At 73.2% G+C, this 16374-nt stretch carries 13 protein-coding genes and 2 pseudogenes; 6 read left to right on the top strand and 9 right to left on the bottom strand.

Translation table 11 applies throughout. The features are described 5' to 3' along the window. A partial coding sequence (locus tag AB0O67_RS07685) for a LuxR C-terminal-related transcriptional regulator (RefSeq protein WP_365447261.1) occupies positions 1-501 on the top strand: 501 nt, incomplete at its 5' end. A gap of 46 nt (positions 502-547) precedes the next feature. Here AB0O67_RS07685 and AB0O67_RS07680 read toward each other — a convergent pair. Further along, positions 548-3151: a CHAT domain-containing tetratricopeptide repeat protein gene (locus tag AB0O67_RS07680; RefSeq protein ID WP_365447259.1), complete on the bottom strand. Its 2604-nt coding sequence runs from the start codon at positions 3149-3151 to the stop codon at positions 548-550. 110 nt (positions 3152-3261) lie between these two features. Between AB0O67_RS07680 and AB0O67_RS07675 the strand changes: the two genes are divergently transcribed. Genes AB0O67_RS07675 through AB0O67_RS07665 form a run of 3 tightly spaced genes read left to right on the top strand, consistent with a single transcriptional unit; the run spans position 3262 to position 5824 of the window. Beyond that, complete coding sequence (locus AB0O67_RS07675; protein ID WP_365447257.1) at positions 3262-4695, top strand: S8/S53 family peptidase; 1434 nt, start codon at positions 3262-3264, stop codon at positions 4693-4695. 59 nt (positions 4696-4754) lie between these two features. Beyond that, complete coding sequence (locus AB0O67_RS07670) at positions 4755-5330, top strand: sigma-70 family RNA polymerase sigma factor (protein ID WP_365447255.1); 576 nt, start codon at positions 4755-4757, stop codon at positions 5328-5330. After that, positions 5327-5824 (top strand): hypothetical protein, encoded by a 498-nt coding sequence (locus tag AB0O67_RS07665; RefSeq protein WP_365447253.1) that lies wholly within the window; start codon positions 5327-5329, stop codon positions 5822-5824. The genes AB0O67_RS07670 and AB0O67_RS07665 overlap by 4 nt, the downstream gene beginning before the upstream one ends. Positions 5825-5885: 61 nt before the next feature. On the opposite strand, the gene AB0O67_RS07660 is transcribed toward AB0O67_RS07665, so the two are convergent. The 7 genes and pseudogenes from AB0O67_RS07660 to AB0O67_RS07630 all read right to left on the bottom strand — a co-directional run bounded on the left by AB0O67_RS07660 (position 5886) and on the right by AB0O67_RS07630 (position 13752). Further along, the gene (locus tag AB0O67_RS07660) at positions 5886-7112 is read right to left on the bottom strand and encodes a cytochrome P450 (RefSeq protein WP_365447251.1); all 1227 of its coding nucleotides are present in this window, start codon (positions 7110-7112) and stop codon (positions 5886-5888) included. 57 nt (positions 7113-7169) lie between these two features. Further along, positions 7170-7970: an N-formylglutamate amidohydrolase gene (locus tag AB0O67_RS07655; protein ID WP_365447249.1), complete on the bottom strand. Its 801-nt coding sequence runs from the start codon at positions 7968-7970 to the stop codon at positions 7170-7172. 134 nt (positions 7971-8104) lie between these two features. Then, positions 8105-10324, bottom strand: coding sequence for an NADP-dependent isocitrate dehydrogenase (locus AB0O67_RS07650; protein WP_365447247.1), 2220 nt, complete (start codon positions 10322-10324; stop codon positions 8105-8107). 172 nt (positions 10325-10496) lie between these two features. Beyond that, the gene (locus AB0O67_RS07645; protein ID WP_365447245.1) at positions 10497-11591 is read right to left on the bottom strand and encodes a mechanosensitive ion channel family protein; all 1095 of its coding nucleotides are present in this window, start codon (positions 11589-11591) and stop codon (positions 10497-10499) included. Positions 11592-11770: 179 nt separating this feature from the next. Then, positions 11771-11933, bottom strand: a pseudogene (locus AB0O67_RS07640) (amino acid permease); the annotation flags it as partial. 17 nt (positions 11934-11950) lie between these two features. Next, positions 11951-12716 (bottom strand): annotated as a pseudogene (locus AB0O67_RS07635) (crotonase/enoyl-CoA hydratase family protein). Between the two features lie 67 nt (positions 12717-12783). Then, positions 12784-13752 (bottom strand): lysylphosphatidylglycerol synthase domain-containing protein, encoded by a 969-nt coding sequence (locus AB0O67_RS07630; RefSeq protein WP_365447243.1) that lies wholly within the window; start codon positions 13750-13752, stop codon positions 12784-12786. A gap of 149 nt (positions 13753-13901) precedes the next feature. Between AB0O67_RS07630 and AB0O67_RS07625 the strand changes: the two genes are divergently transcribed. Next, positions 13902-15800 (top strand): ABC transporter ATP-binding protein, encoded by a 1899-nt coding sequence (locus AB0O67_RS07625; RefSeq protein ID WP_365447242.1) that lies wholly within the window; start codon positions 13902-13904, stop codon positions 15798-15800. Positions 15801-15861: 61 nt separating this feature from the next. Here AB0O67_RS07625 and AB0O67_RS07620 read toward each other — a convergent pair whose 3' ends face one another. Next, on the bottom strand, positions 15862-16032 hold the full coding sequence (locus AB0O67_RS07620) for a hypothetical protein (protein ID WP_365447240.1): 171 nt from the start codon (positions 16030-16032) through the stop codon (positions 15862-15864). Positions 16033-16048: 16 nt separating this feature from the next. Here AB0O67_RS07620 and AB0O67_RS07615 point away from each other — a divergent pair, with 16 nt between their 5' ends. Then, the gene (locus AB0O67_RS07615; RefSeq protein WP_365447238.1) at positions 16049-16354 is read left to right on the top strand and encodes a hypothetical protein; all 306 of its coding nucleotides are present in this window, start codon (positions 16049-16051) and stop codon (positions 16352-16354) included. The last annotated feature ends 20 nt before the right edge of the window (positions 16355-16374 follow it).

Here is a 16374-nt window from a genome sequence, read left to right as displayed (position 1 = left end):
GCCGGCGCGGACAGCGCCTACGACGCCGTGCGCCTCGGTGCGCCGGAGCACGCCGCCGGCCGCCTGCGGGGCGTCTTCGCCGAGCACGCCGACGCGCTCGCCCGGGGCGACGGGCCCGCCCTTGACCGGGCGGCCGAACGGCTGGAGGAGCGGGGGTTCCTGCTGTTCGCCGCCGAAGCGCACGCCCAGGCGGTACGGGCGCACCGCGACCCGCGCGCCGCCCGCACCTCACGCACCCGCGCCGTAGCCCTGGCCCGGCGCTGCCAGGGCGCTCGCACCCCGGCCCTGTCCGGCCTCGCCCTCGGCGAACTCACCGCCCGTCAGCGCCAGATCGTCACCCTCGCCGCGGCCGGCCTCAGCAACCGCGAGATCGCCGCACAGCTCACCCTCTCCGTCCGCACGGTCGGCAACCACCTCTACAGCGCCTACGTCCGCCTCGGCACCGGAGACCGGGCGGCCCTGCCCTGGCTGGTGGAACTGCCGGACGCGCAGCCCGCGTAGCCGGACGGGACGGCGTGGGGACGGCCTGAGCGTGCGTGCTGACGCGTCAGGCTGCCCCGAACGCCGTGAACGCCCACCCCGTGGCCTGGTGGACCGTGTCGTCCGGCAGCGCGGCCCGGGCGTCGCGGAGGGCCTCGGCCAGGGAGAGACCGGTGGCGAGGCCCTTGTGAAGGGCGAGCATCAGGGGGACGACGGCGGCGTCGTTGACGGGCGCGCTGCTCGCGACGACGCCCGCCGTGCCCAGCGGGAGCAACGCGGTGACCAGGCCGAGCAGTTCGTCGGCGCCGACCGACGCGAGGCGGGCGGTGTCGCAGCTGGAGAGGATGATGCGGTACGGGCTGCGGTCCAGGCGTTCGAAGTCGTGCACGATGAGCGGCCCGTCGGCCATCCGCAGCGCGGAGAACAGGGGGCTGTCCGCGCGGAAGGTGCCGTGCGCGGCGATATGGGCGAGTGCCGCCCCGTCGAGTTCCTCCAGCACCCGCGGGACGCGGGCCTCGTCGTGCTCCAGGACGGTCGGCCTGCCGTACCGGTCGGCGACCTCGGGCACCTCCGCGCCCCCCGTCGCCAGCCCCGGCCCGCGGACCAGCACGTGCCGCCCGCCCGGCGGCGGCTCGGTCTCCCGGGCCCGCAGCCAGCTGCCGGCCGACGGCGACACGCTGACCACCCGCTCCCGCAGCGACGGCAGCAGCGCCCACGGCACCCGGTGCAGGCGGGCGGGCGGCACCACCACGACCGGCCCGGGCCCCAGATGCGCGGCGGCCGGCCCGAGCAGCAGCTCCTCAAGCCGCCGCCCCGCCGCCTCCACCACCGGCAGCCGCCCCTCCGCGCCAGGATGGGCGAGCCGCCGCAGCCCGGCCTGTACGTACTCGGCCTCGGCCTCCGCCTCCCCGAGCAGCCCCGCCTCGTACCGCCGCACCCGCCCCTGAGCGCACAGCAGCACATGCACGCGTCCGTCGAGCACGGCGAGTTCCACCAGCCGCGTCCCCTCCAGCCGCGCCAGCAGCCGGCCCACGTCGAACCGGTCCCCCTCGCCGGGCGAGTCGCCCCGCATGTGCAGGGTCCGCGAGCGGACCTCCCGCTCCAGGCGCCGCTGCTCACGCTCCAGCGCCGGCACCGGGCGGCCCTCCATACGGGCGGCCTCCGCGCGCGCGGCGATCTCCCGGAACGCGGTCAGCGAGCGCACCAGCGCGGGGTCGGCCGGCGGCCGGGCGGGAGGCGCGGACAGCACCGTCGCCCGCCACCGCTCACTCCACATCAGCAGCCGTCGCGGGCCCCCGGCGGCGAGACTGGCCTGCTGCGCCAGCGCGGCCAGCTCCGCGCCCTGCTCGGTGGCGCGCGCCCGCAACTCCGAGGCGCCGAGCGTCATCCGGTGGTCGTCCAGCACGTCGAGCCCTCGCCGGCAGGCCTCCAGCACCCCGCGGCTCGAACCGGCGGCACGCGCGCGCAGGGCCTGCGCCGCCCAGCCCGTCATCCGCGCGGGCGACGGGCCCGTGTGCCTGCTGCGGGCGGCGACCGCGAGGTGCCGTTCCGCGTCCGTGCGCCAGCCCAGGCCCAGCGCGATCCGGCCCGCGAGCAGCGACGCCTCCGGCGCGGCCGGCGCCCCGAACGCGGCCAGCCGGTCGGCCACCGCGGCCGCGTCCGCGACCAGCCGGCCCGAGCGGCGCCCGGCGGCCACCCGGGCCTCGATCAGCACCAGCCGGGCGTGCGTCTCCCACCAGGTGCGCCGCTGTGCCGCGAACAGCCGTACGGCCAGCGCCGCCCGGGCGATCGCCGTGTGCGGATCACCGGCCAGCCGGGCCGCGCGGGCGGCGACGAGCAGCAGCTCCGCCTTACGGGTCGACTGGCCGCCGATGCCGTCCAGGACGCCAATCGCCGCGTCCGCCTCGGTCAGCGCCTCCTTGGCCAGCCCGGCCGCCATCAGCACCTCGCAGCGCCGGATGTCGAGCATGAACGAGGGCGTGCCGAGCTTGGCGTACCGCTCCTGCGCCTCGTCCAGCAGCCGCAGCGCCGCCGGGATGTCACCCGACCGGAACGCGGCCAGGCCCCGGCTCTCCACGGCGTCGGCCTTGTCGTGCTCCTGCCCGGTGGTGTCCCACAGCCGCTCGGCGGCCGTGAAGTCGGCGTCGGCGCGGTCCACCGAGCCCAGGGCCAGATGCACGGTCGCCCGCAGCGTCAGCGCCCGCGCCGTCCAGATCACGTCGTCCGCCTGCCGCAGCACGGGAATCGCCCGGCGTACGTCCTCCAGCGCCTCCCGGTGATGGCCCAGCACCCACCACACGTAGGCCCGGCGATACAGCACCCGCGCGCGCGTGTGCCCCGAACCGCGCAGCACGCCACGCTCGAACGCGGCGAGCCCCTGTCGCGTGCGGCCCGCGTGCACCAGCGCCACGCCGAGCGTGCCGAGGACGTCCGCCTCCCGCTCGGCCGACTCCGCGCGCGCCGCCAGGTCGCGGGCGCGGCGCAGATGGTCCAGGGCGATCCGCAGATCGCCGAAGTCCCGCTGCCAGATGCCGATCACCTGATGGGCGACCGAGGCGTGCAGCGGCGGCGGATCGGTGTCGAGCACCCGTTCCGCCCCTGCCAGTGCGTCGTTCGGAGCGGCGAACACCATCGGCAGCAGTTCGAGAACCGTGTCGCTTCCCGCTGTCACCCCTCGGATGGTAGTGGCCCCGGAACCATGCCACACAGGTTTGTCTCTGTATCAATCAGCGGCTCGTCTGCTCTAGTTGTCGACGCAACGCCCCAGTGGGAGGACACGCCATGGCACCACAGCGATTCCGCGAGCAGTTCGACCAGATCCAGCGCTCGATGCCGGACGTCCCCCTGGCGATGGGCCCGGACGACTCCGCCGAGTTCATGTACGAGAAAGGGGTCGTGCTCGCCCGGGACGGCGAGGAGGCCCGCATGGTCGAGGACACCGTGCGCGCCCACTTCACCGAGACCACCGGCCTCGTCGGGGAGAGCGTGCGCCGGGCGGGCCCCGCGACCAACCGCTCCGGAATCACCCGTATCCAGGTCGGCGACCCCGGGCAGGGCGACCGCCGCGGTGATCGTGACGTCGCGAGCGCCCTGCGCGCGCTGCGCACCGCGGAGGGGCGCGCGGGCCGCAGGCTGGTCAGCCGCAACCACGTGGTGCACATCGCGGTCAACGCCTGCCCCGGCGACGAGCCCGTGCCCGCCCAGCCCACCGAGCAGCCCAACCCGGCGCCCGCCGAGGGCCTCTACGACCCGGAGACCGCCGTCGGCGTGCTGGTGATCGACACCGGCCTGATGCAGGACTACCGCTCCTACCCGCTGCTGGCCCGCGCCCAGGGCGACTTCCAGATCCAGGAGTGCGACGACGACGGCGTCCTCCAGCAGTACGTCGGGCACGGCACGTTCATCGGCGGGCTCGTCGCCGCCGTCGCGCCCAACACCGAACTCACCGTGCGCAACAGCCTGAACGACGCGGGCGCCATCCTGGAGTCCGAGTTCGGCGACAAGCTCTTCGAGGCCGTCGACGACAACGGCTGGCCCGACATCATCAGCCTCTCGGCAGGCACCTCCAACGGCCGCGCCGACGGACTGCTCGGCGTGCAGGCCTTCATGGAGGAACTGCGCACTCGACGCACCCTGCTCGTCGCCGCCGCCGGCAACAACGGCAGCGCCACCCCGTTCTGGCCCGCCGCCTACGCCGACCTGCCGGAGTACACGAGCTCCGTGCTGTCGGTCGGAGCGCTGCGCAGCGACGGCGAGTTCGGCGCCTGCTTCAGCAACCACGGCGGGTGGGTGAAGGTCTACGCCCCCGGCGAGCGCCTCACCAGCGCCCTCACCGGCTTCACCAAGCCCGTCCCCTACGTCTACCAGCACTCCACGTACGAGTCCTGCCGCTACGGCTTCGGCTACGCCTGCACCTGCCAGTCCCCCCGGCACACCGGGGTGCTCAGCGGCGGGCAGGCCGACCCGGGCGAGCCGGACCAGGTGATGTTCGAGGGGCTCGCGAACTGGAGCGGCACCTCCTTCGCCACCCCCGTCGTGGCGGGCCTGATCGCCTCGCACATGGTCGCCCACAAGGAGACCGACCCGCGCGCCGCCCGGCAGCAACTGCTGACGGCCAACACCGAGTTCGCCGAGGTGCGCGGAGCCATCGTGCCGGCCCTGCTCCCGCCGACCTGGCGCCCCGGGCCGGTCGTGACCGCCGGCCCTGGGGCATGAGTGCGCTGACGGTCCCCGCCACGGCGTACGATGACCTGCCGTACACGAGGGGTGGGGCCGTGGACCGTGCAGATGTCGGCGCGCTCGTCCAGTCCGCCGTCGACGGCGACGCGGCGGCATGGAAGGCGCTGGTGGAGGGGCTGAGCCCACTGGTGTGGTCGGTGGTGCGCGCCCACCGGCTCTCCGACGCCGACGCCCACGAGGTCTACCAGACCGTCTGGTTCCGCTTCGCCCAGCACCTGGGCCGCATCCGGGAACCGCAGAAGGCGGGGGCGTGGCTCGCGAGCACCGCGCGCCACGAGAGCCTGAAGGTGCTCAAGAGCCTGCGCAGGATGACACCGACCGACGATCCGCAGCTGCTGGACCGGGTCAGCGAGGACCGCACGCCCGAGCAGACGGTGATCGACTCGGAGGAGGCGGCCGCCGAGAGCGAGCGCATCCGGCGGCTGTGGCAGGAGTTCGAGGAACTGGGGGAGCGCTGCCGGCAGTTGCTGCGGGTGCTGATGGCCTCGCCGCCGCCCAGCTACCAGGAGGTGTCCGCCGCCCTGGGGATCGCCGTCGGCAGCATCGGGCCGCTGCGCCAGCGCTGTCTGCGTCGTCTGCGGGCCCGACTCGACGCACGGGGAGCATCGTGAACGCCACCGACGAAAACGGCTTCGACGAGAACGAAGGCGCCCTGCCCGAGGACGAGTTCGACGGCGGCAGACTGGAGGAGGAGCTCCGTGGCGCCGCCGCCGTCCTGGACCCGGTGCCGGCCGAGCTGCGCCGGATCGCCGTCGACGCCTTCGCACTGCACGACATGGACGCCCGGCTGGCCGAGCTGACCTTCGACTCGCTGGTCGACGCCATCCCCGTCCGGGGGGTGACGGACGCGCCGCGGATGCTGACCTTCCGCAGCGGTGACCTGACCGTCGACGTGGAGGTGACCGCCCAGGGGCTGATGGGGCAGGTGCTGCCGCCGCAGCCGGCCCGGATCGAGGTGCTGGGCGGCCCGCGGCCGGCCGCGCCGGACACGCTCACCGCCGATGCCATGGGCCGCTTCGCCGGTGACGTGGCGCCCTCCGGTCCCTTCGCACTGCGGTTGCGGGCGGGCGGGGACGTGGTCGTGACGGAGTGGCTGCGGGCTTGAGGGGACACGGGCGCTCACGGCCACGTGGAGGAAGGCCGGTCTGATCCGCTGGACCGGCCCCTCACCAGGTGCAGGGCAGGTTCAGCGGGCCCCGGAGCATGGTCTGGCGCCGCCAGGAGACGTCCTGCGCGGGGACGGCGAGCCGCAGCCCGGGCAGCCGTTCCAGGAGGGTGCCGATGAGCAGCTCGGTCTGCGTCCGCGCGAGGACGGCGCCGGTGCAGTGGTGCGGCCCGCTGCCGAAGGACAGGTGCGGGTTGGGGTCACGTCCGCCGTCGATGCGGTGCGGGTCGGGGAAGACGTCCGGGTCGCGGTTGGCCGCCAGGTAGGAGACGTAGACCGCCTCGCCGGCATGGATGCGCGTGCCGTGCAGCTCGACGTCCTCCAGGGCGATCCGCGCCAGGCCCACGGAGCTGCGGTGCGGGACGTAGCGCAGCAGCTCGTCCAGGAGGAGGCCGCGGGCCTTCGGACGGTCTTCCCGCATCCGCCGCATCAGTTCGGGGTGGGTGAGCAGCAGGTACAGGACCTGACCGCAGTTGTGGGTGACGGCCTCGCCGCCGATCTGGAGCGGCCCGGCGAGCCCGATCGCCTCCGCCTCCTCGATCTCCCCGCGGGCCACGGCGGTGGCGAGCAGCGAGTACACGTCCGTCCCGGCGCCTCGACCGCGGGCGCGGACGGTCCCGGTGATCCATCCGTAGAGCCCCTCCTTGGCCTGCTCCGCGGCCCCGGCGCCGCCCGAGGTGGAGATGATCCGCCGGGTCCAGGCGTGCACCCGCTCGCGGTCCTCGGCGGGCACGCCCATCACCTCGCTGATCACGGCGATCGGGAACGGTTCGAGCACCCGCCCGACCAGATCCGCCGGCGGCCCCTCCCGTACGACGTCGTCCACCAGCTCGTCGAGCAGCTCCTGCGCGCGCGGCCGCAGCCGCTGCATCGCGCCGACGGTGAAGGCGCTCGCGACCGCCCCGCGCAGCCGGTTGTGGTCGGGCTGGTCGGCGAAGGCGAGAGAGCCGGCCCTGGGTGCGAAGTGCGGGGCCATCCGGGTGACCTCGCGACGGGTCAGCTCGGCCCGGCCGAAGCGCGGGTCGCGGGTGATCGCCTTCACGTCCTCGTGGCGGGTGGCCAGCCAGGCCCATCCCCGCCCGTACGGGAGCCGGACCCGGGTCAGGGGGCCCTCGGCCATGAGGTCCGCCAGGACCGGGTCGAAGCGGACGCCGTCGAGTTCCAGTGCCGGCCACTCCCGGACCGGGGGCCGTTGCCGCCCGGTCGGCGCGGTGATCTCCTCCGTCATGCACCCACCGTCACCGCCGGGGTGCCCCCTGTCGCGCGGGGGTACCCCATCGGGTGGTCAACGGGAGAGGCCGTCGACCAGGCGGGCCAGCGCGGAGGCGAGCCGGGGCAGCCCGGGGCCGGCCGGTCCGCCGGGCTCGGTCATGTAGGTGTCGCGGCGGATCTCCACCATCAGCGCGGACACCCGGGGCTCGGTCCCGTAGTACTCCAGCGGCACGTACGTCCCACTGAACGGACTGTCGAGGCCGATCTCCCCGACCTGCGCGAACGCCTCCCGGGCCGCGGCGAGCAGCGCGGGCGGGGTGTGGAAGGAATCGGTCCCGAGACAGACGGCGGGCCGCGGCCCCTGCCCGTGGAGCTCGTAGGGCAGCCGGACGCTCGGATACGAGTGCACGTCGATGATCACGGTCCGTCCGGCCGCGGCCAGCCGCCCGGCGACGGCGTCGGCCATCGCCCGGGCATAGGGCCGGAAGAACCGCTCGACGAGGGGCCCGGGATCGAAGCCCGCGTACCGCAGCACATCCCGGTGCGTGGTCCTCGTGTAGACGGCGCCCATCCCGACGGCGAGCATCTCCTCCCGCTCGTCCGGAAACCGCTCCGGGTCCACGACCAGCCGCGACAGCCGATTGACGAACCGCCAGGGCCTGACCCCGGCCGATCCGGCCGCCTCCCGCGCGATCCGCCCGGTGTGCGCGTCCGTGATGTGGTCCAGCTCCCGCTCCAGCGCGGCGTCCCCCAGCACGATCCCCTCCCGCACCTCCCCGGGTATCCGCCGCGCGGAGTGCGGCACATGCAGGATCACGGGTGAGTCACCGGCCCTGGGCAGCAGCTCGTAGGACGACGGCGAGGGTCTGGTCACGGGCGGCTCCGGGGTGGTCGGTGGCGAACGGCACGATCAAGGTGCCACATCGCCCCCGCACACGGCTCCGCCCCGGCCGGACGGTGCACCGGTCGGGGCGGAGGCGGAGACGGGCGGCCCTTCGGGCCGGGGCGTCAGCTCAGGGAGCCGAGCACCTCGTTCCAGGTGGCCGACGGCCGCATGACCGTCGCGGCCTTGGCCGGGTCGGGCTGGTAGTAGCCGCCGATCTCGGCGGGCTTGCCCTGCGCGGCGATCAGCTCGTCCACGATCTTCTGCTCGTTCGTGGCGAGCGTCTCGGCGAGCGGCGCGAAGGCCTTGGCCAGCTCGGCGTCGTCGGTCTGCTTCGCCAGCTCCTGCGCCCAGTACAGGGACAGGAAGAAGTGGCTGCCGCGGTTGTCGATGCCGCCGACGCGACGGGTCGGGGACTTGTCCTCGTTGAGGAAGGTCGCCGTGGCCCGGTCCAGGGTGTCCGCGAGGACCTGGGCGCGGGCGTTGCCGGTGACCTTCGCGTACTGCTCCAGGGACGGGACCAGCGCGAAGAACTCGCCGAGCGAGTCCCAGCGCAGGTAGTTCTCCTTGACCAGCTGCTGGACGTGCTTCGGCGCGGAGCCGCCGGCGCCCGTCTCGAACAGGCCGCCGCCCGCCATCAGCGGGACGACCGACAGCATCTTGGCGCTGGTGCCCAGCTCCAGGATCGGGAAGAGGTCGGTCAGGTAGTCGCGCAGCACGTTGCCGGTGACCGAGATGGTGTTCTCGCCCCGGCGGATGCGCTCCACCGACAGCTTGGTGGCCTCGACGGGGGCCAGGACGCGGATGTCCAGTCCCTCGGTGTCGTGCTCGGCCAGGTAGGCGTCGACCTTCTCGATGAGGTTGGCGTCGTGGGCGCGGGTGGCGTCCAGCCAGAACACCGCCGGGTCGCCGGTGGCGCGGGCGCGGGTGACGGCCAGCTTCACCCAGTCCTTGATCGGGGCGTCCTTGGTCTGGCAGGCGCGGAAGATGTCACCGGCGGAGACGGTCTGCTCGATGAGGGCGTCGCCGTTCTGGTCGACCAGGCGGACCGTGCCCGTGGTGGGGATCTCGAAGGTCTTGTCGTGGCTGCCGTACTCCTCGGCCTTCTGCGCCATGAGGCCGACGTTCGGCACGGAGCCCATCGTCGAGGGGTCGTAGGCGCCGTTGGCACGGCAGTCGTCGATCACGGCCTGGTAGACGCCGGAGTACGAGGAGTCCGGGAGCACCGCGAGGGTGTCGGCCTCCTGGCCGTCGGGGCCCCACATGTGGCCGGAGGTGCGGATCATCGCCGGCATGGACGCGTCGACGATGACGTCCGACGGCACGTGCAGGTTGGTGATGCCCTTGTCGGAGTCGACCATCGCCAGCTCCGGGCCCTCGGCGAGCTCGGCGTCGAAGGACGCCTTGATCTCGGCGCCCTCGGGCAGGGCCTCCAGGCCCTTGTAGATGCCGCCGAGGCCGTCGTTCGGGGTGAGGCCGGCCGCCGCGAGCTTGTCGCCGTACTGGGCGAAGGTCTTCGGGAAGAAGGCGCGCACCACGTGACCGAAGATGATCGGGTCGGAGACCTTCATCATCGTGGCCTTCAGGTGCACGGAGAACAGCACGCCCTCCGCCTTTGCCCTGGCGACCTGTGCGGTCAGGAACTCGCGCAGCGCGCCGACGCGCATCACGGAGGCGTCGACGACCTCGCCGGCGAGGACCGGTACGGACTCGCGCAGGACGGTGGTGGAGCCGTCGTCGCCCTTGAGCTCGATCCGCACGGTGCCGTTCTCGGCGATCACGACGGACTTCTCGGTGGAGCGGAAGTCGTCCACGCCCATCGTCGCCACGTTGGTCTTGGACTCACCGGTCCAGGCGCCCATGCGGTGCGGGTGGGTCTTGGCGTAGTTCTTGACCGAGGCGGGGGCGCGGCGGTCGGAGTTGCCCTCACGCAGGACCGGGTTGACCGCGGAGCCCTTGATCTTGTCGTAGCGGGCGCGGATCTCGCGCTCCTCGTCCGTCTTCGGGTCGTCCGGGTAGTCCGGCAGCGCGTAGCCCTGGCCCTGGAGCTCGGCGACCGCGGCCTTCAGCTGCGGGATGGACGCCGAGATGTTCGGCAGCTTGATGATGTTGGCCGCGGGCGTCTTGGCCAGCTCGCCCAGCTCGGACAGGGCGTCCGGGATGCGCTGGTCCTCGGTGAGGTACTCCGGGAACACCGCGATGATGCGGCCGGCCAGCGAGATGTCCCGCGTCTCCACGGCGACACCCGCCTGCGAGGCGTATGCCCGGACCACCGGCAGGAAGGAATACGTCGCCAGGGCCGGGGCCTCGTCAGTGTGCGTATAGATGATGGTCGAGTCAGTCACCGGGTGCTCCGCTCCACGTCTGCAACATTGCTCGACATCAAGATATCTCGTGCCGGGGCCCCACTCGACAGGGGTCCGCGCGATCCCGGGCATCCGCCTGCCCGCCCCTTCGGAAGCGGCCAGGTCACCGGGCGTGACTCGGACGCCCGGCCACCCTTGGACGGTCGGCCGCTCAGTCGATGCGGAGGGCCGCCACGTCCTCCGTCTCCCCGGCGCCCCGCTGCTGCGGTATCGCCACCGGGCCGTGTTCCAGCGACACCCTGCGCATCGGGGCCGGAATGCGGATGCCCTCGGCCCGGTACCGCTTGTGCAGTCTCTTGATGAACTCGTGCTTGATCCGGTACTGGTCGCTGAACTCGCCGACGCCCAGGATGATCGTGAACCCGATCCGGGAGTCGCCGAAGGTGTGGAAGCGGACCGCCGGCTCGTGCTCCGGGACGGCGCCGTCGATCTCGGTCATCACCTCGGCGATGACCTCCATGGTCACCCGCTCGACCTGCTCCAGGTCGCTGTCGTACGCCACGCCCGCCTGGAGGAGGATCGTCAACTGCTCCTCGGGGCGGTTGTAGTTGGTCATGTTCGTCCCCGCGAGCTGCCCGTTGGGGATGATGACCAGGTTGTTGGAGAGGTTGCGGATGGTGGTCTGCCGCCAGTTGATGTCCGTGACATAGCCCTCCTCGCCGCTGCTCAGCCGGATGTAGTCGCCGGGCTGGACGGTCTTGGAGGCGAGGATGTGGATGCCCGCGAAGAGGTTCGCGAGGGTGTCCTGCAGGGCGAGGGCGACGGCCAGACCGCCGACGCCGAGGGCGGTCAGCAGCGGCGCTATGGAGATGCCCAGCGTCTGGAGCATCACCAGGAAGCCGATCGCCAGCACCACGACCCGGGTGATGTTCACGAAGATCGACGCCGAGGCCGCGACCCCGGAGCGGGACTGGGCGACCGAACGCACCAGGGCGGCGACCGCCCGTGCCGCGGACACCGACACGACGAGGATGAACAGCACCGTCAAGGACTGGTTGACGTGGTGCTGGACCGTCCGGGTCAGCGGCAGCACCCCTCCGGCGGCCGCCGCGCCGCCCACGATCGCCCCCCACGGCACCACGGTCCGCAGGGCGTCCACGATGACGTCGTCGCCGCCCCAGCGGGTCCGCAGGGCGTGCTTGCCCAGCCAGCGCAGCAGCATGCGCAGCAGGAACGCGCCCAGCAGACCGGCCACGAGGGCGATCCCGGCGAGCATCAGGTCGTCCAGGGTCAGCGCGCGGGTCATCGGTCACCTCCCGGGAAACAATCTGCGGCGTACCGGATGTGAAGTCGCGTCACGTTGTCACCTGCTCGAAGACGGGATGTGCGATCGCGCCGGTCCCCCTGTGACGGGGCGGCGCGATCGCTCATCCTGCCGTATCCGCACGCCGGTTCGTACCTGGAGCGGTGGCCGCACCGCGTGGATCAGACGATTCCCTCGGCCATTTCCGCCTGTTCACGGTCCGATCCGTACGCGGCGGTGGTCGGTTCCGTACGAACGGCGGGCGACGTACCACCACGCGGTGGCGAGGACGAGTACGACGACGAGGGCGACGGACGCGTAGTCGACCGTCACCGGCGAGTTCCTCCTCGCGCACACCGGCCTCAGCCGTCCGTGAACGAGCCGTGCCGCCCGGCCCCCGCGGCGAAGCGGGCGGCGCCCTCCAGGCTCGCCGCCAGGACGCCCGTGCCGTGCCGCAGTTCCCCGCGCATCGCGGCCGGTTCGTCCAGGCCGTCCTGCTCCCACACGGAGGCACGGTCGGCGCGCAGGCAGGCCTGCGGGAAGCGGGCGATGCCGGCGGCCAGTTCCTCGGCCTCGGCGCGGGCCCGGCCGGTGGGGACGACGCGGTTGACGAGCCCCATGTCGCAGGCCTCACGGGCCGGCACCGGACGCCCCGGTGAGGATCATGTCGAGGGCGCGGCCGGTGCCGATCAGCCGGGGCAGCCGTACCGTGCCGCCGTCGATCAGCGGGACACCCCAGCGGCGGCAGAACACCCCGAAGACGGCGTCCTCCTCGGCGACCCGCAGATCGCACCAGAGCGCCAGTTCCAGGCCGCCCGCGACCGCGTGCCCCGCCACGGCCGCCACGACCGGCTTGGTCAGCCGCATCCGGGTCGGCCCCATCGGCCCGTCACCGTCCTCGGCGACCCGGTTGCCGCGCTCGGTGCCGATCGCCTTGAGGTCGGCCCCCGCGCAGAACGTGCCGCCCTCACCCCACAGCACCGCCACGTGTGCCCCGTCGTCCGCCTCGAAATCGCGGAAAGCGGCGGCGAGTTCGGCCGCGGTCGGGCCGTCCACCGCGTTGCGGGCCCCGGGACGGGAGAGGATGACCGTGGTGACGTGCCGCTGACGCTCGACGCGGACCGGCATGGTGGAGCCCCCTTCGTTTCGTCTTCGTGTCGTCGAAGGGCAGCACGCTACGGGGGCCGGGCCGGTCTCAGATGACCCTCAGCCGGACCAGCGCGCCCAGCGTCAGCGCCCCCGGCAGCAACGGCAGCCACACGGTGATCACGCGGTACGCCAGGACCACGGCCGTGGCCACCGCGGCCGGGCTGCCCGCCGCGACCAGCGCCACGATCAGTGCCGCCTCGACCGAGCCGAGCCCGCCCGGCGTGGGTACCACGGCGACGGCGACCGTCGCGGCCAGATACGCGAGAGCGATGTGCCACAGCGGTATCTCCAACCCCAGCGCCAGCCCCACCGCGACCAGCCCGGCCGCCTGCAACGCGGGGAAGGCCAGCGAACCGCCCCACAGGGCCAGCGCCCGCGACGGACGGGTGTGCACCGAGCGGGCCTCACCCAACGCCGTGCCCACGAAGGAGAACACGGCCGTGCGCAGCCGCCGTACGAGCAGCAGCACCGCCGCCGCCACCAGTGCGACCGCGCCCAGCACGAGCAGCAGCGGGCCGGCCACGTTCGCCGGCAGCAGCGTGCCGAGCCGCAGCGCGCCGGGGAAGACGATCAGCAGGACGGCCAGCATGCCGACCCGGGCGATGCTCTCGGCGAGCAGGTAGAGCGCCACCGCGGCCGAGGAGCGGGCCAGCGGCAGCCCGCAGACCGTCATGAACCGCAGGTTGACCGCGCTGGAACCCAGCCCGGTCGGCAGCATGTGGTTCGCGGCCATCGCCGCGACCTGGGTGGCCAGCAGCCGGAAGCCCGGCAGCCGCTCGACGACCGCGCCCTGCCGGGTCACCGCCATGGCGACCCAGGTCAGGCAGGTGGCGCCGCCGGCGGCCAGCAGCCACGGCCACTTGGCCGTCGCCAGATGATGGAAGCCCTCGGCGAGCACGTCGCGGTGGCGCACCGCGAGGTAGGTCACGAAGGCGAGCGGGATCAGGCCCAGGATGAGCCGGAAGGGGATGGGTCCGGAGCGCCGTCCCGCGCTTTGCCGTTCTGCCGCTGTCACACTTCGAGAGGTTTTCCGCACCGCCTCAACTGCGGGTTGCGGAAGCGGGGCCGGGGGATTACGTGCGGGAAGCCGGCCGACAACGATCTCCGAGGCGGCCCGCGCGCAGCACTTGACCTCAAGTTTGGTCCAGGTTCTAGGTTCGTCGCATGAGCATGGAGACCACGGCGTGGACGCAGCTGTACAGCGTCATGAACGCCACAGAGGAACGCCGCGCCTTCGCCCGCGCCACGCTGCGCCGGATCGCCGCGTTCGCCCGCCCGCACCGCCCACGGATCGTGCTGTTCGTACTGCTCGGGGTCGCGACCGCACTGCTCGCCGTCGCGACCCCGATCCTCGCCGGGCAGGTCGTCGACGCGATCGTGACCGACGGCGACGAGCGCACCGTCGTACGGCTCGCACTGCTGATCGCGCTCATCGCAGTGGTGGAGGCGGCCCTGGGCATCCTGGCGCGCAGGCTCTCGGCGGCGCTGGGGGAGGGCCTCATCCTCGATCTGCGCAGGGCGGTCTTCGACCATGTGCAGCGCATGCCGGTCGCGTTCTTCACCCGGACCCGCACCGGGGCGCTCGTCAGCCGGCTCAACAACGACGTGATCGGCGCCCAGCGGGCGTTCAGCAACACGCTGTCCGGCGTGGTCAGCAACCTCGTCACGCTGGTGCTCACCCTCGCCGTCATGCTCACCCTGTCCTGGCAAGTCACCCTGCTCGCGCTGGTGCTGCTGCCGGTCTTCGTGATCCCGGCGCGGCGGATGGGCAGCCGGATGGCCGGGATGCAGCGGGAGGCGGCGACGCTGAACGCGGCGATGGGCACCCGGATGACCGAGCGCTTCTCCGCGCCCGGCGCCACCCTCGTCAAGCTCTTCGGCCGGCCGGAGGAGGAGTCGGCGGAGTTCGCGGTCCGGGCCCGCCGGGTCGCGGACATCGGCATCCGTACGGCGACCGCGCAGTCCGCGTTCATCACCGCGCTGACCCTGGTGTCGGCGCTCGCCCTGGCCCTGGTCTACGGCCTCGGCGGCTGGTTCGCCCTGCGTGGCAGCATGGAACCCGGCGCCGTGGTGGCCCTCGCCCTGCTGCTGACGCGTCTGTACGCGCCTCTCACGGCGCTCGCCGGGGCGCGCGTCGAGGTGATGAGCGCCCTCGTCAGCTTCGAGCGGGTCTTCGAGGTGCTCGACCTCACGCCGCTCATCGAGGACAAGCCGGACGCCGTCGAGGTGCCCCACGGGCCGGTGTCCGTCGAGTTCGAGGACGTCCGGTTCGGCTACCCCTCCGCCGACAAGGTCTCCCTCGCCTCCCTGGAGGAGGTGGCCGCCCTCGACAGCCGGGGCGGCGCCGAGGTCCTGCACGGCGTCTCCTTCCGCGCCGACCCCGGCCGCACCGTCGCCCTCGTCGGCTCCTCCGGGGCCGGCAAGTCGACGATCGCGCAACTGCTGCCGCGCCTCTACGACGTCGACGGAGGCGCCGTCCGCGTCGGCGGCGTCGACGTCCGCGACCTGACCGCCGGCTCCCTGCGCGCCACCGTCGGCATGGTCACCCAGGACGGCCACCTGTTCCACGACACGGTCCGGGCCAACCTGCTGCTGGCCCGCCCCACGGCGAGCGACGGCGAACTGTGGGACGCCCTGCGCCGGGCCCGCCTGGAAACCCTCGTCCACGCCCTCCCCGACGGCCTCGACACCGTGGTCGGCGAACGCGGCTACCGCCTCTCCGGCGGCGAACGCCAGCGCATGACCATCGCCCGTCTCCTCCTCGCCCGCCAGCGGGTGGTCATCCTCGACGAGGCCACGGCCCACCTCGACAACACCTCGGAGGCGGCCGTTCAGGAGGCCCTCACCGAGGCCCTCCAGGGCCGCACCGCCCTCGTCATCGCCCACCGCCTGTCCACCGTGCGCAACGCCGACCTGATCCTCGTCCTGGAAGACGGCCGTGTCGTCGAACGGGGCACGCACGACGGGCTGCTGGCGGCAGGCGGACGCTACGCGGAGCTGTACCGGACGCAGTTCGAGGAGCGGGCGGGAGAGGTGGCGGAGGCGGCCGAGGTGACGGCATAGGGGTGAAGGTGTGCGGGCGCCCGTTCACGATCGCGTCGCGCGGCAGTGCTCCGCCCGGGCGTCACACGGTCGCCGGCTGTCCCAGCACCGCCCGCACGGCCTCGGTCACCGACGGCAGTTGGGTGTCGAGACAGGCGGACCCGCCCTGGGCGGTCCGCAGGAAGACCAGCACCATCGTCGACCGCCTCGCGGCCGCCGAGAGCTGCTCCAACTGGCTGGTGGCCCGCTGCACTTCTCTGTTCGAGAGCGTGAACCGCACCACGGAGTGGCTGACCGCCCAGGAGTGGATGGACGTCTGGCGGTATTTCCTGGAGGCCGCCGCGCAGGACGGCCCGCTGGTCCTGATCGTCGACGACCCGCACCTCGCGGACCAGCCCGCCAGGGAACTCGTCGGTCTGCTGGCCCGGCTTCCCGACATGATCCCGCTCACCGTCATCGTCGGCGCCACCCCGGAACTCGTGCGCCACCCCGACTGGTCGGCGGACCGCCGCCTGGCCACCATCGTGATGCTGGACCGGCCGGACGAGGCCGAATTCGCCTGTTCCACGGCGTGACACCGCACGCCCGGCCGCAC

The organism is Streptomyces sp. NPDC086077 (genome assembly GCF_040686175.1).
Taxonomy (GTDB): Bacteria; Actinomycetota; Actinomycetes; order Streptomycetales; family Streptomycetaceae; genus Streptomyces.
The sequence above is the reverse complement of the archived record's forward strand: the minus strand, read 5'-3'. Positions and strand labels throughout refer to the sequence as shown.

Excerpts from the sequence above, each read along its gene's own strand:
- AB0O67_RS07675 (WP_365447257.1), top strand. The coding sequence starts at position 3,262 with ATGGCACCACAGCGATTCCGCGAGCAGTTCGACCAGATCCAGCGCTCG.
- AB0O67_RS07625 (WP_365447242.1), top strand. The coding sequence starts at position 13,902 with ATGAGCATGGAGACCACGGCGTGGACGCAGCTGTACAGCGTCATGAAC.
- AB0O67_RS07645 (WP_365447245.1), bottom strand. The coding sequence starts at position 11,591 with ATGACCCGCGCGCTGACCCTGGACGACCTGATGCTCGCCGGGATCGCC.
- AB0O67_RS07660 (WP_365447251.1), bottom strand. The coding sequence starts at position 7,112 with ATGACGGAGGAGATCACCGCGCCGACCGGGCGGCAACGGCCCCCGGTC.